This is a genomic window from Corynebacterium sp. HMSC22B11, assembly GCF_001815965.1.
Lineage (GTDB): Bacteria > Actinomycetota > Actinomycetes > Mycobacteriales > Mycobacteriaceae > Corynebacterium.
In genome coordinates this window covers 58,819-79,531 of sequence record NZ_KV823484.1, presented here as the reverse complement: position 1 = coordinate 79,531, position 20,713 = coordinate 58,819, and the positions used below count along the sequence as shown (strand labels likewise).

Here is a 20,713-nt window from a genome sequence, read left to right as displayed (position 1 = left end):
CCCGAGGACGACGTCGTGGGGGCCCCAGACGTTGCGCTGGACGACGTCGCGGACGGTGCGGACGGCCCCGTCTCTGAAGCCTTCTCCGACGCGGACGCAGAGCGCATACTCACCCTCCTCGAGGTAATCATGGGCGCGCCGGTGGATTAAAACCACCGTGACGGGCGGGTTCCTGGCCGTTCATTTTAAGCTTCCGGCGAGTACTTGAGGGCTAAAGTCAGCGCATAGCCATAAAACCAGAGAATTTTTTGTTTCTTTCCCCTTACATACTTTCATTCTTGGTTAAAGTATGGCGAACACGTTGTTGTAAGAGGGATCTCTGGGCAGAGAGGCCTCAAGGACACTGAACGGAATTGCCATATGAGAAAAACCATCTCCCTAATCTCGATCGTTTTGGGAGCAGCGCTGCTGGTCTTCGCGATCGCCCTTCCGACCTACGTCGTCCCTAAGGGCAAGGTTCTGCCACTGGACGTCGTGTCGACGACGAGCACCGAGCCGGTAGAGGCTCGCCTCCTCGACTCGGGAGCGCTGGCGAAAGGCAAGCCCGTGGGGGATAACAAGAACCGTCCGGAGTGCAAGGGGGACGACAAGGAGGTCTCGTGCTTCATCTTGAAGGACGTCGAGATCCAGACCCAGAAGTTCACCACCGCGCAGGAGCCGAGCGACAAGAAGCAGGTCACCCTGGAGGTCGGCCAGACCGTCTTCCGCACGGACAAGAGCGAGCCGGATAACCTGCTCTCCGCCACCATCGACCGCGTCACCCTGGACCGCAAGACCCAGATGCCGGTGACCGACCCGGTCTCCTCCCTGAACTTGGCCCCGCCGAAGGGCAAGGACGCGGAGGGCTACACCCCGCCGGAGTTCGTCCGCAAGGGCCTGCAGTACCAGTTCCCGATGGGCGCTGACCGCAAGTCCTACCCCTACTTCGACGCCCAGACCCTGACCACCAACCCGATCGACTTCGTCGACGAAGGTGAGCAGGGCGGCGAGAAGATCTACACCTTCGAGCAGACGATCGACCCGACCCCGCTGTACGAGGCGCAGAAGAAGTACCTCGAGTCCGACGGCTCCCTGACCGCCGCGGAGGAGGGCGTGCTGGCTTCCCTGAAGCTGACCTTCCCGGCGAAGGTGTGGGGACTGAAGGACGACGAGATCCGTAACCCGAAGAAGGGTGAGGATAAGGACGAGGACGAGAAGTCCGAGGCCGGCCCGGACGTCGAGATGGAGCGCTACTACACCGTCAACCGCAAGATCAGCATCGAGCCGGAGACCGGCGTGATCGTCAACGCTGCCGAAGAGATCTGGATGTTCTACGCGCAGGATGAAGAGGAGGCCAAGGAGATCGCGAAGCCGGAGAACCGGGAGCGCGAGCTGGCCAACCCGAAGCGCACCGCAATGTACCTGCCGGCGCAGTGGGACGAGAAGTCCAAGGAGGGCCAGATGGTGACCGCCAAGGAAGGCCTGAGCACCATCAAGACGATGGGAGCCACGGTTCCTATCATCGCTGGCCTGCTGGGGCTGTTCCTGCTCTTCGTCGGCCTGTGGCTGCAGCGCGCACCGCGTAAGAGCTAGGCCTTCACCCCAAGAAACCTGACGTTTTAAGCCCGCTTTCCGTTTCTGCTTTCGCAGCAACGGGGCGGGCTTAAACTTGTATTGTGAGCTCTTCCCTTCATTCGACGCCGACGCGGGAACTGGCCACAGGTAAGCCTGGCCGGCCCCTCCCGCGCGTTCCGGCGTGGGGTTTGGGGCTGTTTATCCTCGCGGTCACCGCCAGCACGTTGTGGCCCTTTTGGTGGGGTCTCGTCCCCTCCCGCGACCGGGCTTTCATGCTCCGCGACATGATGGTGCCCTTCAACCTCAGCGCCAATGACCTGGTCCTCGGCAAGGGGGATTATTCGCCGCGGGCGTTGCCGCAGGATGCGATCCTCGCGGTCTTCTCGCCCATCATCCCCGCGACCACGTTGGCGGCGGCCATGGTGCTGACCGCGGCAGCCTGCGGAATCCTCGGCGCGGTGAAGATGGCCCGCGACATGGCGGGCGCCCACCGGGCCGCCCAGCTGGTGTGCGGGCTGTTCGTGGTGTGGAACCCGTATGTCATCGAGCGGCTGCTGCAGGGTCAGTGGTCGCTGGCGCTGGCGGTCATGCTGCTGCCCGCGATCGCCTACTGTGCGGCGACGGGATTCCAGGGCCCGCAGGTGCTGCTGATCAGCCTCGCGGGGCTGACCCCGGCCGGGCTGGTGTTGGGCGCGCTCGTCGCCCTGATGTTTAGCCCGACGGCGCGTTCCCGCGCCCTGGTGCTATTCACCAGCCTCACCCTGGCAACCCCCTGGCTGCTGGTGACCCTGTTCAACGGCACGCCCTCTCGGTCTTCAGCCAACGGCGCGGAGGCATTCGCGGTGGGCCCGGATGGCCCGCTCGGCACGGTGGTCTCGGTGCTGGGGCTGGGTGGCATCTGGAACGCCGGCGCGATCCCGCCCTCCCGGGGTCTGCTCGGTGCGCTGGCGGGGCTCGCGCTCTTCCTTTTCGCGGCCTGGGGCTTCGCGGAGCTGTGGCGGGTGTACCGGGGCGTGGCGGTGCTTACCGCTGCGGCCTTCGCGGTTCCCCTGCTGCTCGCAACACCGTTTGGGCTGCCGCTGATGCGCTTCCTGGTGGCGCACGTGCCAGGGGTGGCGTTATTCCGCGATACCCACAAGCTCGTGGGGCTGGCTTTGCCGGGGCTGATCCTACTGCTGGCCGTAGGTCTGGAGCGGTTGCGCCAGCACGCGGCATCCACCAGCACGGAACTCTCCCCCAACGGCACGCGAGTGCTCGGCGGAGTAGTCCCCCTGGCCGTCGGCGCGCTGGTGATCGCGACGGTGCCGGGATACCCCGCGGATGTTTCTCCCGCTGCCCCGCAGCGTATTTCGCCGGCGTGGGCGAGCTTCGCGGAGACGATCGCGGGCGTTCCGCGGAGCAAGATCTTGCTCTTCCCTCCCGGCAATTATCGCCTGCGTGAGGACGGCGAACCGACCCTCACCCCGGCGCTGAAGACGCTGCCTGGCCAGCCGCTGGATCCGCAGTTCCTCATCGTGGACGGCACGCTCGTCGACGGGGATCGGGATACGATCCGACTGCTCAAGGACGCGATGGCGGGCCGGGACACGCTGGCTGCTAATGGTGTGGGCTGGGTGATCGCCGACCGGCCGCTGATGACTAACAACGAGGAGGACTACCAGCAGCTCGACGAGCTGCTCGCCGAGTACCCGATGGTCGACGAAGTCGAGGGCATCCAGCTCTACCGGATCCCGCAGCCGCACGGGGCTGGCAGCAAGCAGCCCTCCACGCCCGCCGTGGCGGGCATGGTCTTGTACTGGATCACCCAGCTGGGCGCGCTGGGCGCGGGCTTATGGTCGCTGGGCCAGGCGCGGCGTGACGCGCGTCGGCGCGCCCTGGCCGCCGAGATCTCCAGCTAGTGCTGCCCTTCGGCCTTCCGGGGCCCCGCTACCTGGTGCAGCAGTTCCTCCCAGGCCCGGCCGGTATTTTCCCAGGAGTACTGGGCGGCCCGCCGCTCGGCCGCCTGCCCCATCCGCCGACAGAGGGCGGGGTCGTCCAGCAGGTGCTCCACGGCGTTAATCAGCCCGCCCGGGGAAGTGGCCAGCAGGCCGGTCTCCTCGTCGACGATGGAGTCCCGCAGGCCCGCGGAGGACTCATAGCCCACGGTGGGCACCCCGTGCTGAGCCGCCTCGATGACGGCGAGCCCCCAGCCTTCCTTGCGGGAGGGCATGACGTGGATGCTGGCTCGCTGCAGGATGCGGTGCTTGAGCTCCTCGCTGACGTAGCCGTGGAAAACCACCTTGCCGTCCACCCCCAGTTCCTGGGCATACCGGCGTAGGTTCTCCGACCACCAGCCGTCGCCAATGACATCCAGGCGCAGGTTGGGGTGGTTCCGCTGCAGGGCGGCAAGGCAATCGAGGGCGTGCTCGATCTGCTTGTGCGGCACCAGTCGGGAGAGCGCGACCAGGTAGACGGGCTTGTCCTCCCCTTCCTGGGCACTGTGCCCCCGTGCGGCCGCGGGCACCGGTTCGATGCCATTGCGGATGATCGTGAAGTTCTCGGCCGGCACGCCCAGCTCGGCGAATTCCTCCGCCGAGGGTTGCGAGACCGTGACCCAGCGGTTGCGGCGATGGATCAGTGGGGAGATCTTGGATTCCACGAGCCAGCCGATCCGGGAGAGCACTGGTCCCGCGACGGACCACTGCTCACGGTGGCAGTGATGGGTGAGCACCACGGTGGGGGCGCCGGCGACGAGGGAGGCGAAGAAGGGCACACCGTTTTGGGTATCGACGACCACATCCGGGGCACCCATCTTGCCGATCGCGCCGACTCGGAGGCCGAGCCGGGCCGCCAGCAGTGCCAGGAGCGCACGGGGGTAGACGCTCAAGTTTCCCCCGGCGCGGGAGAACTTCAGCCAGTATCCGCCGCGCTGGACGTGCTCGGTTTTCTTCGCTCCCGGGTAGTAAGCGGTGCGGTAAATCACCTCGTGTCCTTGGGAGGCTAGATACTGCCCCACCTGTTCGAGGTAGCGCTCCGAACCACCGCCCTCCGGGTGGTTAGTGTCGCGCCAGCACAGCAAAATTACTTTTAGGGAACGACTCATTGTGCATCACACCCTACCCGGATTCGACCCCAAACACTTCTGGTTATGTCACAATTCCTTCCATGACTTCCGCGCACCCCGCCCGGCGTTTCTTCCGGCGCATCAGCACTGCCCTCACCGCCCCCGCGGGCAATTCCGCCCTGCGTTTCTGGCGCCCGAAAGCCAGCCTGCGGCGCGCGGTGGGCCTGCTTTCGGACTTCCGGTATGAGCAGACTCGTCCCGACATCTTCTACGGTCACCTCGCCGAGGACACGGTGGGGCTCATCGAGGCCCTGTGGCGCGGCGCGACGGGACGGGAGCTCACAGGCTCCAAGATTTTGGACGTCGGTGGCGGGCCTGGTTACTTCGGTGTCGCCTTCGGCGACGCGGGCGCGGAGTACGTGACCTGCGAACCGGACGTGGGCGAGATGGCAGCCGCGGGCATCACCCTGGCCTCCTCGGTGCGGGGCTCCGGAATGGAGCTGCCGTTTATCGACGCCGCCTTCGACATCACCTATTCCTCTAACGTCGCCGAGCACGTGCCGGAGCCCTGGGTGATGGCCGATGAGATGCTGCGGGTCACCAAGCCGGGCGGGGTGATGATCTACAGCTATACGGTGTGGCTCGGCCCCTTCGGCGGCCACGAGACCGGACTGTGGGAGCACTACGTGGGCGGGGAGTTCGCGGCGCGGCGCTACGAGAAGAAGATGGGCAAGCCACCGAAGAATCGCTGGGGCGAGTCACTATTCAACGTCTCCGCGGCCGATGGTTTGCGATACGGCCAGCGGGTTGCCGCCGCAGGCGGCGCGGAGCTGGTGGCGGCGTTCCCGCGCTATCACCCCTGGTGGGCGTGGTGGATGGTGCGGGTTCCGCTGCTGCGGGAGTTCGCGGTATCCAACCTGGTTCTGGTGTTCCGGAAGGCCTAGCTGGCGGTGGCCCGGGGAGGCGGGAACTGACGTCCTAAAAAGAAGAGAATAAAAGTACAACTACCGGGCCGAAATAGATTAGAGTGATGCAGGACACATTTCTCGAACGATAGGAACCAAAGGACTGTCATGACGAGCAACTCTGGCGCCCCTGAGGCCTTCATCTACGACGCCGTCCGGACGCCCCGTGGAAAGGGCAAGCCCGGCGGATCCCTGCACACCGTCAAGCCGGTCAGCCTGCTCAGCGGACTGATCGAGGCCATCCTGGAGCGCAACCCGGGCCTGGATCCGGCGCGCATCAACGACGTCATCGCTGGCTGCGTGACCCCCGTCGGCGACCAGGGCATGGACATCGCCCGCACCGCCGCACTCAACGCCGGCCTGCCGTACTCCGCGACCGGCCTGCAGGTCAACCGCTACTGCGCATCCGGCCTGACCGCCCTCAACCTCGCTGCACAGAAGGTGCGCTCCGGCTGGGATGAGCTCGTCTTCGCAGGTGGCGTGGAGTCCATGTCCCGCGTGCCGATGGGCTCCGACGGCGGCGCCCTCGCCCTCGACCCGGAGTCCAACTTCTACAACGACTTCATCCCGCAGGGCATCTCCGCGGACATCATCGCCAGCCTCGACGGAATGACCCGCGAGGACCTCGACGCCTTCGCCGCCCGCTCCCACGAGCGCGCCGCCAAGGCCTGGGAGGAGGGCCGCTTCGACCGCACCGTCGTCCCGGTCAAGGACCAGAACGGCCAGGTGCTGCTGGACCGCGACGAGACCATCCGTCAGGGCACGACCGTGGAGTCCCTCTCCGGCCTGCGCCCGGCCTTCGCCATGATCGGCGACCAGGGCGGCTTCGACGCCGTCGCGCAGACGAAGTACCCGCAGCTCGAGCGCATCAATCACCTGCACCACGCCGGTAACTCCTCCGGCATCGTCGACGGCGCAGCCCTGCTGGCCATCGGCTCCGAGAAGGCGGGCCAGGAGATGGACCTCGAGCCACGCGCCCGCGTCGTCTCCGTCGCCACCACCGGCGTGGAGCCGACCATCATGCTCACCGCACCGGCACCGGCCTCCCGCGCCGCGCTGGCCAAGGCTGGCCTGAAGCCGGAGGACATCGACGTCTGGGAGATCAACGAGGCCTTCTCCTCCGTCGTCCTGCGTGCGCAGCGCGAGCTGAACATCCCGGATGAGAAGCTCAACATCAGCGGTGGTGCGATCGCCATGGGCCACCCGCTGGGCGCGACCGGCGCGATCATCACCGGTAATGCGGTCGACGAGCTGCACCGCACCGGCGGCCGCTACGCGCTGATCACCCTGTGCGTCGCAGCCGGCATGGGCGTGGCCACCATCATCGAGCGCGTCTAAGCGATCGACACCCGACAGTTCAAGCACTGCAGCCGCTGTAAGCACTGAAGTCATTCAGCGCTGAAGAGCACTACCTCACTGCAAGATTCGAATACAGGAGAATCAATGAGCAACAACATGTTCGCGTGGGATGTCGACGCCGATGGCATCCTCACCCTGACGATGGATGACCCGAACGCACCGGTCAACACCATGAACACCACCTTCCAGGACGACCTCACCGCCACCGTGGCGAAGGTCAAGGAGGCCGTCGAGGCCGGCGAGGTCAAGGGTGTTGTGATCGCTTCCGCGAAGAAGACCTTCTTCGCCGGCGGCGATATCAAGGCCATGATCCAGGCCACCCCGGCGGATGCCGCCGAGCTGACCCAGCAGATCGACCAGATGAAGGCCGACCTGCGTGCCCTGGAGACCCTGGGCGTGCCGGTCGCAGCAGCCATCAACGGCACCGCGCTCGGCGGAGGCCTCGAGCTGGCTCTGGCCACCCACCACCGTGTGGCCTCCGACGCCAAGGGCCTGAAGGTCGGCCTGCCAGAGGTCACCCTCGGCCTGCTGCCGGGTGGTGGCGGCGTGACCCGCGTGACCCGCATGCTGGGCCTGCAGGACGCGCTGATGAAGGTCCTGACCACTGGCCGCCAATTCCGCGCCGAGGACGCACTGAAGACCGGCCTGATCGACGAGGTCGTACCGGCCGATCAGCTGCTCGACGCCGCGAAGAAGTGGGTCAAGGAAAACCCGGATGCGAAGCAGCCGTGGGACACCGAGGGCTACAAGGTCCCGGGTGGCACCCCGACCAACCCGAAGCTGGCCGCCTTCCTGCCGTCCTTCCCAGCCAACGTCACCAAGCAGATCAAGGGCGCGCCGATGCCGGCGCCGAAGGCGATCCTCGCCGCAGCCGTCGAGGGTCTGCAGCTGAAGAACATCGAGGAGGCCACCCGCGTCGAGACCCGCTACTTCGTGGACCTCGTCACCGGTTCCACCTCGAAGAACATGATGCAGGCCTTCTTCTTCGACCTGCAGTACTGCAACGGTGGCGGCTCCCGCCCGAAGGACGTGCCGCGCAAGCAGTTCAAGAAGCTGGGCATGGTCGGCGCCGGCATGATGGGTGCTGCCATCGCGTATGTCGCCGCGAAGGCCGGCATGGAGGTCGTCCTCAAGGACATCAAGCTGGAGGCAGCGGAGAAGGGCAAGGCCTACTCCGAGGGCCTGGAGGCCAAGGCGCTGAAGCGCGGCAAGACCACCGAGGAGAAGTCGAAGGCTCTGCTGGACCGGATCACCCCGTCCGTGGACTACTCCGACCTCTCCGACTGCGACATCGTCATCGAGGCGGTCTTCGAGAACACCGAGCTCAAGCACAAGGTCTGGGCAGAGATCGAGGCAGCGGTGCCGGAGGACTGCGTCCTGGGCTCCAACACCTCCACCCTGCCGATCACCGAGCTGGCTACCGGCGTGAAGCGTCCGAAGGACTTCATCGGTATCCACTTCTTCTCCCCGGTCGACAAGATGCCGCTGGTGGAGATCATCAAGGGCGAGGAGACCTCCGACGAGACCCTGGCTGCGGCCCTGGACTTCACCGGCCAGATCCGCAAGACCCCGATCGTCGTCAACGACTCCCGTGGCTTCTACACCTCCCGCGTCATCAGCTTCTTCCTCAACGAGGCGATGCGCATGCTGGCCGAGGGCATCGACCCGGCCGTCATCGAGGCAGCTGGCCGCCAGGCTGGCTACCCGGCACCGCCGCTGCAGCTGCAGGATGAGCTGAACCTGAAGCTGGCCCGCAAGATCGGCGCCGAGACGAAGGCCGCGCAGGAGGCCGCCGGCATCTCCGTGGACGACGGTGGCGTCACCGAGATCGTCGACAAGATGCTGGACGTCTACGACCGCCCGGGCAAGCTCGAGGGCAAGGGCTTCTACGAGTACAACGAGGAGGGCCGCCGCACGGGTCTGTGGCGCGGCCTGTGGGACGAGCTGGGCGGCGGGTCCGTCACCGTCCCGGACGCCGAGTCCGCGACCGCCGGCCACGGCCTGGAGTCCATCTCCACCGAGGGCCCGGTTCTGGTCGACCTGGTGGAGCGCATGCTCTTCGCCGAGGCTCTGGAGACCCAGAAGTGCATCGACGAGGGCGTGCTGATGTCCGATGCGGACGCCAACATCGGCTCCATCATGGGCATCGGCTTCCCGGCCTGGACCGGCGGTACCCGCCAGTACATCAAGAACTACGCTCGCCCGGCCGCCGCTGCGCTGCCGGAGGGCAAGAAGGCTGATGTGGACGGCGGGGACTACCCGACCACCGGCGTGGCTGGCTTCGTCGCCCGCGCCGAGGAGCTGGCCGCGAAGTACGGCGAGCGCTTCACCCCGCTGGACTCCCTGAAGAGCTAGCAGGTGGGTGCGGGGAGCTCTTCAGGACTTCCCGCGACCAGCCCTCTGGTACTCCTCTGGTACCACCAGGGCACGGCTAAAGCCCCGGCCCTGTCACTGAGAATGATTCAGTGGCAGGGCCGGGGCTTCGTTGTGCTTGGCTCCGGTGAGCTCTAGCGGCCGCGACGGGTCAGGGCCACCAGGGCCACGGCGAGCACCACGAGTACGCCCGCGCCGATCAGGAACCAATTGATGGAGCTATCCTCCTCAGCGGCCGCCTGCTCGGTCTCCTTCGGCTCCTCCGCCTTCTCGCTCTCCTCAATCTCCGTGTCATTGGAGACCTTTTCGAAGCTGGGGCCGGGGATCCTCTCCCCCACCAGCTCAGTGGTGAGCTCGTAGGTGGCGGTGGCGTTCTTCTCCTTGCTGATGTCGTGGTTAGCGCCAGCTTTGAGGCTCTTGTTCAGGAAAATGACGATGTACTGCTCGCCGTCCAGCCAGGCCTTCTGGGATTCGACGTCACTCGGTTGTTCCTTCCCGTCACCCACCATGTTGCGGTAGTTCACGCGCACGGGGTTACCGAAGGCCTTGGATTCACCCTCCCGGACGTGCACGCTCTCCGCGATCGCTGCCTTCTGGCGGGCGGAGTTGAGGACGTTGATGTCCAGCTGCTTGATCTCTGCGTAATGGTCCTTCGGTGGCTCGCTGGTGACCTTGATTCCGCCGCGGAGCTGCTGGCCGTAGTCGGTCTTGATCTTGTAGACGTGAGCCTCACCCGGGACGATGTCCGCGCTGACGGTTTCCTTGGCGTCCGGGTTCAGCTCGGTGGCGTCGTCGAACCATGCGCCTGGTGTCACCTTGCGGGGCTTGCCGGCAGCGCTCGGCTCCTTGCGGTTCTCGGCCTTATCCGCCGCAAAGGGTTCCGGAACCTCAGAGAGGTCCTCGTTCGGCAGGCGCTTGATCGAGACCTCAGCCGGGATCTCCTTGCCCTTATAAGGGCCACTTTTGCGCACCACCTTGAAGCGGAAGTCCCCGGCGGGGCAGTCCTCGCCGGCCTGCTGTGTGGTCCACGAAGCGAAGAAAGGGCCGTTGGAGTCAATGATTCCGAAGTCGTTGTCGTTAGCGAGGTAGCACAGAGGCTCGTCGACCTCGACCTTGACCGAGAAGTTCTTACCGAAGCCGATCTCGCTGCCCTGGGACGGCGGCGGCATCGTAGCCACACCGATCGCGAGGCGCTCGCCCTCTGCAATGGGGGTGCTGAAGTACTCGGCGCCGTCCTCGTCATTCTTCGCGCCGCCGGACTTTTCACGCAGCGGGGTGGAGAAGAGCTCGACGTCTTCCGGGACCTCGGTGGCGGACGCGGCGTCGTCCCCGCCCTTAATTTCCGGGGCGTTGGACTCCGCGGTCTGGGCGGTGCGGGTCGCCAGAACCTTCATGGACTCGGCGAGGGACTCGGAGTCCTTAGCGTCCAGGTACTCGCCGCCACCGGCCTCGGCGATGCACTGCAGCTCCTTGCGGGCAGCTGGGTCGACCAGGAAGCCGACGGTGTTGATGGTCAGGTCGATGCCCTGCTTGTGCAGGTCCTTTGCGACATCGCAGACCGGCGGCGGAGCGCAGGTGTCCTCGCCGTCGGAGACCAGCACGATGGAACGCTCGCCCTCGCTAGGTAGCTCCTTGGCGGCCTGCTTCAGGGCCGGGCCCATGGGAGTGTGGCCGGAGGCGTTGACCTTGTCCACCTCGCCCGGGATCTTGCCCGCGTTGCCCTTGCCCACGGGCAGCAGGGTGGTGACGTCCTTACAGCCGGCCTCCCGCTCCTCCGGGGAATTGCCGACCTTGGTGCCATAGACCATGAACCCCAGCTCGGAGTCCTTGGAGACAGAGCGGGAGAAGTTCTTGGACGCCTCCTTCGCCGCGTCCAGGCGGGTCTGGCCGCCCGCGTCGCGGGCCATCATGGAGCCGGATGCGTCGAGGATCAGCATGGTCGGCGGGATGTCCTTGGCTTCCGCCGCGGCCTGGGGGTGCCCGAAGGGGACAACGACCCCGGCTAGAGACAGCAACAGCGCGATGGCGACGGCCATCGCGCTGCGGTGCTTAGCGCTGCTGTGCACCCGGCCGGAAAGGCCGGTGTTGTGCTCGGGGCGGGTCGTTCCTGCGGGCGCCGTACTGGCTTCCCGTGGCTGTGCGTGCAGGTTTCTCACTCGCATGTGTTTGCTTCCTTCCCTTACTTTGGTTTCCAAAGTTAGCAGGAAGCAGCCGCCCACCCCTGGGGTTTTTATTTAGTTTTCAGTGCAGTTCGGGGACTATTCACCCTTCTTGACGGTGATCGTCCAGCCAGCCTCGTCGGTCTGCTCGAAGTTCGTCACCTCGTGACCGTCAGTGGCCGCCCAGCGCGGGATGGCGTCGGTGGCCTGGGTGCAGTCAAAGTCGATCTGCAGGGAGTCGCCGACCTGAAGCTGTGCGATGGCAGCCTTGGCGTCGATCAGCGGGAAGGGGCAGACCGCGCCGAGGGAGTCCAGCTTGTAGGTACGGTCCCCGACCAGCTCCAGGCCCGTCGTGGTGCCGGTGTTTTCGGACGTCGACCCGGCGGCCGTCGCAATCTGAGGACGCTCCAGGAGGGCCACGCCGGTGGTCTGGAAGCCGTACTGGGCGCCGGCGGACTGCAGGTCGGCAGCCTCTGCGGACTGCGCGGCCGGTGCGGCGACGGTCGGAGCAGAGTCAGCCTTCGGGGCGTCCTGCGTCGGCTGTGCGCTCTGGCCCGGGACGGCGTCGGTGGGCTTGAGCCACAGCTTGGCTGCCGCCCAGATGCCGATGGAGATGAACAGCAGCGCAACCCAGCCCTGGTAGCTAAACAGGGAGGTCTGGACCATGCCGTTGCCGACGGTGCAGCCACCGGCGGCGGAGGCACCGACACCCATCAGGATGCCGCCGATGACGGAGCGCACAGCCTGGGTAGCGGACGGCAGGCGCAGGCGGAACTCGCCGGAGGCCTTGGCGGCGAAGTATGCACCGACCAGCAGGCCGAGGACCAGCAGCACGCCCCAGTCCACGGTGTCCTCACCGCTGATGAGGAACTTGGAGAGGTTGGAGGACGGGCTGGTGATGCCGAGGCCGTCGTTGCGGCCGGTGGCGGCGGAGAGTGGCCAGGCGATCACGCCGAGCACGCCGATGATGGCTGCGGTTGGGTAGAAGTGCCAGGGCTTTTCCGCGAGGATGTGCGCCAGGCCGGTCTTCTTCGGCTTCAGGGTGGCCATCTTCGGGGCCGCTGCCTCTTCGGCGAGGAAGTGGCGGGTCAGGAAGGCCACGCCGATGGCGAATGGGATCACCAGCCACCAGACGGAAACCCCCAGGGAGGCGTTAATGGTGGTCAGCGGCAGGGTCCAGCTGCGCAGGCCTTCGTTGAGGAAGTTCAGCGCGCCACCCTTCATGGCAGCGGCACTACCCGCGTAAAAGAGCAGCGCAAGCCAGGAGCCGATGAGCCCCTCGGCTGAGCGGTACCAGGTACCGGAGGCGCAGCCGCCGGCGAGCACGATGCCCGCACCGAAGAGGAAGCCGCCCAGGGTCACGGCCAGCGGGGCGAATTCCTTGTAATCCGGGGTGATCACCCCAGCGGTGGTCAGCGCCGCCAACCCCACAGCGTGGACGGCGATGACGATAAGCAGGGCGGTGAAGCCGCGCCATGTCTTGTTGAGGAAGATATCGCGGATCATGCCGGTGACGCAGAACCTGCCGCGCTGCATAACCCATCCGAGTACCACGCCGAGCGCGAGGCCGGTGATGATCATGTGTCTCTCTTTTCTGTCAGTAATGAACCGATCTGTCTATGTATGGCCGAGAACATTAGCGCCCCGCCGGAAGTTTGTAAAGCGCAAAACGTACCACTCGGTCTAGTTTTCACCCCATAGACATCATTCACGCAGGTAACCCGGCATAACTTTACCCCCATTGAAGAAGACCGAACGGTCTACAACTCGCCCCTTCCTCCACCAAACACTGACTGATATCCATTTACTAGCTCCCGCATCAACCCAGCCACCCCGCCCCACTGATCCGTTTTGCAGAGTTTGATGTCGCTTTTCCATCAATTTCCGGCATCAAACTCTGCAAAACGCGCACGGCGGTCGCATGACGGGACTCGCGTAGCGGCGCCGCACACACTGCTCGCGCGGCAGACACACGACACTGGCGGAGCATCCGCCGCACCCCCGCTGCGCGCCGCGACAACCCAGCCATCCCTCCACCCGCAATGCAGTGACACGCCCAGAGCTCCAAAGTGAAGACTTGTTATAGCCCTCACCTATTGGGGCTTGAATAATTAAAAGGTTCTGCTATATTAATGGACAGAAGCTACGGCAGCGAAGTCCGCCGCAGCTAGGTACCCTTAAATAGTGAATGCCCACCCCGGGAATTCCGCAGGCCACCACCGGCCTGTGCGCCCGGTCACCACAGGGCAGACAATTCAAGCGACAAAGCAGGAAGGAAGTTCATATGTCTCTGATCAACACTGAGATTCTGGATTTCAAGAACCCGGTTTTCCGCAACGGTGAGTTCTCCGAGGTCAGCAAGGACGACGTCCTCGGCAAGTGGTCCGTCTTCTTCTTCTACCCAGGCGACTTCACCTTCGTCTGCCCGACCGAGCTCGGCGACCTCGCAGACCACTACGAGGAGCTGCAGAAGATGGGCGTCGAGGTTTACGGTGTCTCCACCGACTCCCACTTCGTCCACAAGGCTTGGCACGAGTCCTCCGAGGAGGTCGGCAAGGTCAACTACCCGATGATCGGCGACTCCAACGGCGACCTGACCCGCAACTTCCAGAACATGCGCGAGGGCGTCGGCCAGGCCGACCGCGCGACCTTCCTGGTCGACCCGCAGGGCATCATCCAGTACATCGAGCAGACCGCCGAGGGCATCGGCCGCGACGCTTCCGAGCTGGTCCGCAAGATCAAGGCTGCCCAGTACGTCGCTGAGCACCCAGGCGAGGTCTGCCCGGCGAAGTGGGAAGAGGGCCAGGACACCCTGACCCCGGGCATCGACCTGGTTGGCAAGATCTAGCCTTTAGCTTCCAGATCTTTTAAGCGGCTCAAGCTCGCAGCCGCGAATGCTAAGGGCGGGCGGGCTCACTGCCCGCCCGCCCTTTCCCCTTATCTGTCGCTTCGCGCCACACGCCCGAGCCACCCCATAAAGCACTCATAAATCACCGCCCATACCGGCCCCGCACTACACACACGCCTTGAAGGAGGCAGCTAACCATGGCCAAGAAGCTCCTAGACGACAACCTGAAGTCCCAGCTCAGCCAGCTGGTCGACCGCATCACCGAGAAGGTCGAGCTCGTTTACTCCCTCGACGACCGCAGCCAGTCCGCAGACCTCAAGCAGCTGCTCGAGGACATCGCGGCACTCTCCGATAACATCACCGCCCGCCAGGACGACGAGCTTCACGAGCGCAAGCCTTCCTTCACCATTCAGCGTGCAGGCAGCGACATCGGCGTGAGCTTCGCGGGCATCCCGATGGGCCACGAGTTCAGCTCCCTGGTGCTGGCACTCCTCCAGGTCGGCGGTAACCCGATCAAGGAAGAGCAGGACCTCATCGACCAGGTCGCAGCCCTGGACGGGGACTTCGAGTTCACGACCTACATGTCCCTGACCTGCCAGAACTGCCCGACCGTGGTGCAGGCGCTGAACGCGATGTCCGTCATCAACCCGCGGATCAAGCACACCGCGGTGGAGGGCTCCCTCTTCCAGGACGAGGTCAACGAGAAGGGCATCCAGGCCGTCCCGACCGTCTACCTCAACGGCGAGGAGTTCGCCTCCGGCCGCATGGACATCCAGGACTTCGTCGCCCGCCTCGACGACGGCCACGCCGAGCGCGAAGCCGCGAAGCTCAACGAGAAGGAGCCCTACGACGTCCTCGTCGTCGGCCAGGGCCCGGCTGGTGCGACCGCCGCGATCTACGTCGCCCGCAAGGGGCTGCGCGTCGGCATCGTCGGTGAGCGCTTCGGTGGCCAGGTGCTGGATACCCAGTCCATCGAGAACTACAGCTCCGTCCCGGAGACCGATGGCCCGACCTTCGCCGCGAACCTCGAGGCACACGTCAACGACTACGAGATCGACGTCATCAAGGCACAGTCCGCAACCGGCCTGACCCCGGGCAAGGACGGCGAGCTCAGCACCGTCCACTTCGGTGAGAACGCCTCCCTCAAGGCCCGCGAGGTCATCGTCGCCACCGGCGCGAACTGGCGCCTCATGGGTGTTCCGGGCGAGGATGAGTACCGCAACAAGGGTGTCTCCTTCTGCCCGCACTGCGACGGCCCGCTGTTCAAGGGCAAGGACATCGCCGTCATCGGTGGCGGTAACTCCGGCGTCGAGGCCGCCATCGACCTGGCCGGTGTGGTCAACCACCTCACCGTCCTGGAGTTCGCGGACACCTGCCGCGCCGACGACGTCCTCATGGACACCCTGCGCAGCCTGAAGAACGTCGACATCGTCACCTCCGCCGCGACGAAGGAGATCATCGGCGACGGCAAGGAGGTCACGGGCCTGAAGTACGAGGACCGCACCACCGGTGAGGTCAAGACCCTCGAGCTCTCCGGGCTGTTCATCCAGATCGGCCTGCTGCCGAACACCAAGTGGCTGGAGGGCTCCGGCGTGGAGCTGAACCAGATGGGCGAGATCGTCATCGACGCCAAGGGCAAGACCAATGTGCCGGGCGTTTACGGCGCTGGCGACTGTGCCACCGTGCCGTACAAGCAGATCGTGATCGCCACGGGCACCGGCGCCACCGCCGGCCTGTCCGCCTGGGAACACAACGCGATCGGCTAATGCTCCGCCGCTAAGCCCTACCCCGGGCTGCTAAGCATCCGCCCCGGCCCACCGCGATGGTGGCGCCGGGGTGTTGCTCTTTCTACAGGTGGCCGTGCTGGGCTCTGTCTTCGACGACTGGGCAGACGAACATCTGCTGGCGAAGCCACATCCAGGGATGGTCTCGCCAAGAGCCACCGCCGTGCCCGCAGCAAGCCCCCCTATAACACGAGAAAACGGCCCCCACCCAGTGGGCGGGAGCCGTCGTTCTTGCGAAGGCTTCTAGGCGCTTACTTGGCAGCCTCGATGCGCTGCTTCAGCGCCTCGTGCTGCTCCCAGACCTCGGCCGGAACCTTCGGGCCCAGGAACTTCAGCCACTCCTCGTTGGAGGCCACGTCGCGGTCCCACTCCTCCGGGTGGACGCTCAGCGCCTCGCGGATGTCCTCCTCCGGCTCGGAGAGACCCTCGGTGTCGAGGTCCTCGTAGCGAGCGGTGTAGCCAACCACGGTCTCATCGGCCTCGACGCGGCCCTCGATGCGGTCGACGATCCACTTCAGGACGCGGGAGTTCTCGCCGAAGCCCGGCCACAGGAAGCGGCCGTCCTCGCCGCGGCGGAACCAGTTGACCAGGAAGACCTCTGGCATCTTGTCGCCGCCCTTTTCGCCCATGTTGATCCAGTGCTGCAGGTAGTCACCGGCGTTGTAGCCGATGAACGGCAGCATGGCCATCGGGTCGTGACGCAGGGAGCCCACCGCTGCCTCGGCTGCAGCGGCGGTCTGGCCGGAAGCCATCGTCGCGCCGATGAAGGTGGCGTGGTTCCAGTCGCGGGCCTGGGTCACCAGCGGGACGGTGTCCGCGCGGCGGCCACCGAACAGGATCGCGGAGACCGGCACGCCGCGGTGGTCGTCGTACTCCGGTGCCGCGGTCGGGCACTGGGAGATCGGCGAGCAGTAGCGGGAGTTCGGGTGAGCGGCCTTGTCCTCGGACTCCGGGGTCCACTCGTTGCCCAGCCAGTCGATGAGGTGCTCCGGCTTGTTCTCCAGGCCCTCCCACCAGACGTTCTTGTCGTCGGTCAGGCCGACGTTGGTGTACAGGGTGTTGCCCGGCTCCATGGTCTTCATCGCGACCGGGTTGGAGGCGTAGTTGGTGCCCGGTGCCACGCCGAAGAAGCCGTTCTCCGGGTTCACGGCGTACAGGCGGCCGTCCTCGCCGAAGCGCAGCCACGCGATGTCGTCACCGACGACCTCCGCTCGCCAGCCCGGGATCGTCGGCTGCAGCATCGCCAGGTTGGTCTTACCGCAGGCAGACGGGAAGGCGGCACAGATGTAGTACGCCTTATCCTCCGGGCTGATCAGCTTCAGGATCAGCATGTGCTCGGCCATCCAGCCCTCGTCGCGGCCCATGACGGTCGCGATGCGCAGGGCGTAGCACTTCTTGGCCAGGATGGCGTTGCCGCCGTAGCCGGAGCCGTAGGACCAGATCTCGCGGTCCTCCGGGAAGTGGGTGATGTACTTCGTGTCATTGCACGGCCACGGGACGTCCTTCTCGCCCGGCTCCAGCGGAGCGCCGACACTGTGCCAGCCCTTGACGAACTGACCGGTCTCGTCGATCTTCGCCAGAGCCTCTGCACCCATGCGGGTCATGATGCGCATGGACATCACGACGTAGGCGGAGTCGGTGAGCTCGATGCCCAGCTTCGGCTCCGGGTCAGAGATCGGGCCCATGCAGAACGGGACGACGTACATCGTGCGGCCGCGCATGGAGCCGGAGAAGTGCTGGCGCATCTCCTCGCGCATCTTCTCTGGCTCGACCCAGTTATTGGTCGGGCCGGCGTCCTCCTCCTTCTCGGAGCAGATGAAGGTGCGGGACTCGACGCGAGCCACGTCGGCCGGGTTGGAGCGTGCGAGGAAGCTATTCGGCTGTGCCTCCTCGTCCAGCTTGATGAGGGTGCCTCCCTCAACCAGCTGCTCGGCTAGCCGGTTCCACTCCTCGTCGGAGCCGTCACAAAATACGACGGAGTCCGGCTGGAACAGCTCTACGGATTCTTCGATCCAGTCCAGCAGCTCCTGGTTCTTGGTGGGTGCCTCGCCGACAAGCCCTCGGATGGTCATCGAATATTTTCCTAACGCTCGGCTATTTCTCTGGCTCAACACTATCGGTTCTGAGAGCGGATGTGGGGACCAGACTCACGGATCAGCCGGAATTGCCCACCTTTGTGTGGACTACTCCAACCGAGTCTGCGTCCCCTGCCCCGACGCACAGATTCGCGTCGCAGGCGCTGAGGTGCTCATTCGTGCTGATGAATGCTGATGCGCAGAGTTTTTCTTCACCCCCCACACTAGCCCCACTCCCCCCGGTCCACACATTCCCAGCGCCCGGCATCCCAGGTTTTGCTCACCTCATTGGGGGTGGATTCGGCCACCCCCTCCACAGGCTCACTCACTTGTTGCCCGTTTTCTTTCGCATCCGCCGCCCCATCAGGACGCCAGGCTGTCCACTTGCCGTCGTAGGAGACGTTGCTGACGTAGTCCACGTGCCCGTCGCCGTCCAGGTCAGAGACCGTGGTGACGCCGTCCTCGCCGGTGAATGTCGCGGAGCCTAAGCCCTGCGGATTGGGGATGGCATACTCCGAGCCCCCAACGGAGAAGACCATGTCCTGCCTCCCCGTGGCGTCCGGTTCCGCCGGTAGATGGGAAAAGATATCGCCAAGAAAATCCATGCCTTATACCCCCGTTCGCAGCGTCAGCTGCTCAGCTACCCGCGGAATGTTCATGCGGGTGATCGTCTCTGTAACTTGTGCGCTCCAGGCTTCCTGGAGCAGGCGGAAGTCCGCCTCTCGTTGAGCCTGGTCGATAGCCCGCTGCTGCGCGCTGAGCCGGAACCATCCCAGCGCCACCGCCGCGAGCAGCCCCAGGCTGAGCCCCAACCACGGGTAGCCCGCCAGCCGACCCACCGCGAACAGCAGGCCGACCGCGCCCAGCACCCCAGCTGCCAGGGTGGCCAGTTGCGCGGCACGGCCGGGCACTTCCACCGGTTTGGCGGCCGGCGGAAGCGCGGTATCCACCGGTGGGCAGAGGATCCCTTGACTTAAGACCGCCACCCGCAGCTCCGCCAGGAATCGCCGGTGAGCTAGCTCGCGACCGCCCGAGCCAGCTTCCCCCAGGTCTGCGGCGGAGCACCCCTCTCGGATGAAGCGCTGCATCCGCAGCCGGATCGCCACGCGGACCTGTTCGAGGCGCTGTTGATCCGCCCGGCGCGCCGCCAGCTCCCACTGCTTGGCGTCCACGTAGAGCCGGTCGATCAACCGCTGTAGGCCGGCGACGTCCTGGGAGCCAAGAACATGGACCCCTGGGATGTTGGGCCAGCGGTGGTCGCTGAGCACCGCGACCACCCCGATGTTGCGGGCGACCGCCTGGACGATCTCCACGGCCTCCTCGGTGGGTCCCCCCGCGACAGCGACGACCCCGTCGATGTCCTTCCCAGGCCCCGCCCCCGGCACCGCCCGCACCCCGGTGAGCTGCTCGGCGACCTTCTTCGCCTCGGCCTCGTCCGGGCCGATCACGGCAATAGTCTTCATCTTTCCCCCATTTCCCCGGGCTTGTCCCGGGCTCTCCCCCATCGCCTTAGGCCCCGGGCGGCGTACCCCACGCCGAAACTCCCGGAAAACCAGACCATCTGCAAGAATGATGACGATGACTAGCTCCAATAATTCCCCACAGGACGACCACCAGCAAGCCCTTTCAGAAGAAAACTCCGCACCGGCGCCGGAAGTTACCGGAGGCACCGGCAGGCGCCCACTTCAGACGGTGTTCAACGACGGCCGCGACTACCCACGGCTATCCAGCTTCGCCTTCCGCCGCGGCACGCTCACCGATAACCAGGAGGCCACCTGGGAAGCCAACTGGCCGCGCCTTGGCAAGGAGCTCGACGAGCAGGTCAACGAGCAGTACATCGACCTGGATGAATGGTTCGGCCGCCATGCGGACACGATCGTGGAGATCGGTTCCGGCACCGGTACCTCCACCGCCGCAATGGCCCCGCTGGAGACCGATAAGAACATCGTCGCCGTCGAGCTCTACCGCCCCGGCCTGGCCAAGCTCGTCGGTGCGGTCAGCCGCGAAGGGATCGAGAACATCCGCATGATCAAGGGCGACGGCGTGGAGGTGCTGCAGCGCATGTTCCGGCCCGAGTCCCTGGCCGGGGTGCGTATCTTCTTCCCGGACCCGTGGCCCAAGGCCCGCCACCACAAGCGCCGCATCGTGCAGACCGGCACGCTGCACCTCATCGCCAGCCGGCTGCGCCCGGGCGGCATCCTGCACATCGCCACCGATCACGCGGAGTACGCCGAGTGGATCGACGAGCTCGTGAACGCAGAGCCGCAGCTCGAATACATCGGTTGGCCCGAGGAGCTCGCCAGCGGAGCAGACGATGGGCGCGGCCACCTCGGCCAGTTGGTGGACCGCCAGCTGCTCACGAAGTTCGAGGACAAGGGCCTGCGCAAGGAGCACACTATTAAGGAATACCTGTGGACGAAGAAGTAGCCGCTCGTTAGTCTTCCCTGGGAAATAGCTCCTAGGGACGCGGGGTAACCGGTGGTAGTTTGGATTGATCCCTATTCCAGATTTTCCTTAAGTGGTTTTCTCACCGCTGACAACGTTTCATCACAA

15 protein-coding genes are annotated in these 20,713 nt (G+C 65.4%); 9 read left to right on the top strand and 6 right to left on the bottom strand.

The window, feature by feature from the left end; genetic code table 11:
* Nucleotides 1–15 precede the first annotated feature (15 nt).
* The 3 genes from HMPREF3088_RS10815 (at nt 16) to HMPREF3088_RS03925 (ending at nt 3,452) form a co-directional block, all read left to right on the top strand.
* The gene (locus tag HMPREF3088_RS10815) at nt 16–150 is read left to right on the top strand and encodes a hypothetical protein (protein ID WP_256374469.1); all 135 of its coding nucleotides are present in this window, start codon (nt 16–18) and stop codon (nt 148–150) included.
* Between the two features lie 210 nt (nt 151–360).
* Entirely contained in the window at nt 361–1,572 is a 1,212-nt protein-coding gene (locus tag HMPREF3088_RS03930; protein ID WP_070758533.1) for a cell envelope lipid trafficking protein PgfA, read from the top strand.
* A gap of 83 nt (nt 1,573–1,655) precedes the next feature.
* Nucleotides 1,656–3,452: an MmpA family trehalose lipid delivery protein gene (locus HMPREF3088_RS03925; RefSeq protein WP_070758532.1), complete on the top strand. Its 1,797-nt coding sequence runs from the start codon at nt 1,656–1,658 to the stop codon at nt 3,450–3,452.
* Here the strand turns inward: HMPREF3088_RS03925 and HMPREF3088_RS03920 are convergent.
* Nucleotides 3,449–4,636, bottom strand: a complete 1,188-nt coding sequence (locus HMPREF3088_RS03920; RefSeq protein WP_070758531.1) for a glycosyltransferase family 4 protein — start codon at nt 4,634–4,636, stop codon at nt 3,449–3,451. The two genes, HMPREF3088_RS03925 and HMPREF3088_RS03920, sit on opposite strands and share 4 nt — an antisense overlap.
* Between HMPREF3088_RS03920 and HMPREF3088_RS03915 the strand changes: the two genes are divergently transcribed.
* The 3 genes from HMPREF3088_RS03915 (at nt 4,636) to HMPREF3088_RS03905 (ending at nt 9,276) form a co-directional block, all read left to right on the top strand.
* A complete protein-coding gene (locus tag HMPREF3088_RS03915) occupies nt 4,636–5,541 on the top strand; it encodes a class I SAM-dependent methyltransferase (protein ID WP_083317318.1) in 906 nt (301 codons plus the stop codon). The genes HMPREF3088_RS03920 and HMPREF3088_RS03915 overlap by 1 nt on opposite strands.
* A gap of 129 nt (nt 5,542–5,670) precedes the next feature.
* Nucleotides 5,671–6,900 carry an acetyl-CoA C-acetyltransferase gene (locus HMPREF3088_RS03910; protein ID WP_070758530.1) on the top strand — a complete coding sequence of 410 codons (1,230 nt, stop codon included), beginning with the start codon at nt 5,671–5,673 and terminating at the stop codon, nt 6,898–6,900.
* Nucleotides 6,901–7,005: 105 nt separating this feature from the next.
* A complete protein-coding gene (locus HMPREF3088_RS03905) occupies nt 7,006–9,276 on the top strand; it encodes a 3-hydroxyacyl-CoA dehydrogenase NAD-binding domain-containing protein (RefSeq protein ID WP_070758529.1) in 2,271 nt (756 codons plus the stop codon).
* Between the two features lie 152 nt (nt 9,277–9,428).
* On the opposite strand, the gene HMPREF3088_RS03900 is transcribed toward HMPREF3088_RS03905, so the two are convergent.
* Nucleotides 9,429–11,456 (bottom strand): vWA domain-containing protein, encoded by a 2,028-nt coding sequence (locus HMPREF3088_RS03900; protein WP_070758528.1) that lies wholly within the window; start codon nt 11,454–11,456, stop codon nt 9,429–9,431.
* Nucleotides 11,457–11,552: 96 nt separating this feature from the next.
* The gene (locus HMPREF3088_RS03895; RefSeq protein WP_070758527.1) at nt 11,553–13,034 is read right to left on the bottom strand and encodes a YeeE/YedE thiosulfate transporter family protein; all 1,482 of its coding nucleotides are present in this window, start codon (nt 13,032–13,034) and stop codon (nt 11,553–11,555) included.
* A 703-nt stretch (nt 13,035–13,737) separates the two neighbouring features.
* On the opposite strand from HMPREF3088_RS03895, the gene ahpC reads away from it, so the two are divergent.
* Together ahpC and ahpF are read left to right on the top strand one after the other, a co-directional pair.
* Nucleotides 13,738–14,301: an alkyl hydroperoxide reductase subunit C gene (gene ahpC, locus HMPREF3088_RS03890; protein WP_070758526.1), complete on the top strand. Its 564-nt coding sequence runs from the start codon at nt 13,738–13,740 to the stop codon at nt 14,299–14,301.
* Nucleotides 14,302–14,498: 197 nt separating this feature from the next.
* On the top strand, nt 14,499–16,067 hold the full coding sequence (gene ahpF, locus HMPREF3088_RS03885; protein WP_070758525.1) for an alkyl hydroperoxide reductase subunit F: 1,569 nt from the start codon (nt 14,499–14,501) through the stop codon (nt 16,065–16,067).
* 269 nt (nt 16,068–16,336) lie between these two features.
* Here the strand turns inward: ahpF and HMPREF3088_RS03880 are convergent, their stop codons facing one another.
* The 3 genes from HMPREF3088_RS03880 to HMPREF3088_RS03870 all read right to left on the bottom strand — a co-directional run bounded on the left by HMPREF3088_RS03880 (nt 16,337) and on the right by HMPREF3088_RS03870 (nt 19,623).
* Complete coding sequence (locus tag HMPREF3088_RS03880) at nt 16,337–18,157, bottom strand: phosphoenolpyruvate carboxykinase (GTP) (protein ID WP_070758524.1); 1,821 nt, start codon at nt 18,155–18,157, stop codon at nt 16,337–16,339.
* Nucleotides 18,158–18,384: 227 nt separating this feature from the next.
* Nucleotides 18,385–18,765: a DUF6802 family protein gene (locus HMPREF3088_RS03875; RefSeq protein ID WP_070758523.1), complete on the bottom strand. Its 381-nt coding sequence runs from the start codon at nt 18,763–18,765 to the stop codon at nt 18,385–18,387.
* A gap of 3 nt (nt 18,766–18,768) precedes the next feature.
* A complete protein-coding gene (locus tag HMPREF3088_RS03870) occupies nt 18,769–19,623 on the bottom strand; it encodes a hypothetical protein (RefSeq protein ID WP_070758522.1) in 855 nt (284 codons plus the stop codon).
* A 115-nt stretch (nt 19,624–19,738) separates the two neighbouring features.
* Here HMPREF3088_RS03870 and trmB point away from each other — a divergent pair, with 115 nt between their 5' ends.
* A complete protein-coding gene (gene trmB / locus HMPREF3088_RS03865; RefSeq protein WP_070758521.1) occupies nt 19,739–20,587 on the top strand; it encodes a tRNA (guanosine(46)-N7)-methyltransferase TrmB in 849 nt (282 codons plus the stop codon).
* Nucleotides 20,588–20,713 lie beyond the last annotated feature (126 nt).

Coding starts and splice junctions, on each gene's coding strand:
- HMPREF3088_RS03930 (WP_070758533.1), top strand. CDS start 361: ATGAGAAAAACCATCTCCCTAATCTCGATCGTTTTGGGAGCAGCGCTG.
- HMPREF3088_RS03920 (WP_070758531.1), bottom strand. CDS start 4,636: ATGAGTCGTTCCCTAAAAGTAATTTTGCTGTGCTGGCGCGACACTAAC.
- HMPREF3088_RS03910 (WP_070758530.1), top strand. CDS start 5,671: ATGACGAGCAACTCTGGCGCCCCTGAGGCCTTCATCTACGACGCCGTC.
- HMPREF3088_RS03905 (WP_070758529.1), top strand. CDS start 7,006: ATGAGCAACAACATGTTCGCGTGGGATGTCGACGCCGATGGCATCCTC.
- HMPREF3088_RS03900 (WP_070758528.1), bottom strand. CDS start 11,456: ATGCGAGTGAGAAACCTGCACGCACAGCCACGGGAAGCCAGTACGGCG.
- HMPREF3088_RS03895 (WP_070758527.1), bottom strand. CDS start 13,034: ATGATCATCACCGGCCTCGCGCTCGGCGTGGTACTCGGATGGGTTATG.
- ahpC (WP_070758526.1), top strand. CDS start 13,738: ATGTCTCTGATCAACACTGAGATTCTGGATTTCAAGAACCCGGTTTTC.
- ahpF (WP_070758525.1), top strand. CDS start 14,499: ATGGCCAAGAAGCTCCTAGACGACAACCTGAAGTCCCAGCTCAGCCAG.
- HMPREF3088_RS03880 (WP_070758524.1), bottom strand. CDS start 18,157: ATGACCATCCGAGGGCTTGTCGGCGAGGCACCCACCAAGAACCAGGAG.
- HMPREF3088_RS03875 (WP_070758523.1), bottom strand. CDS start 18,765: ATGGATTTTCTTGGCGATATCTTTTCCCATCTACCGGCGGAACCGGAC.
- HMPREF3088_RS03870 (WP_070758522.1), bottom strand. CDS start 19,623: ATGAAGACTATTGCCGTGATCGGCCCGGACGAGGCCGAGGCGAAGAAG.
- trmB (WP_070758521.1), top strand. CDS start 19,739: ATGACTAGCTCCAATAATTCCCCACAGGACGACCACCAGCAAGCCCTT.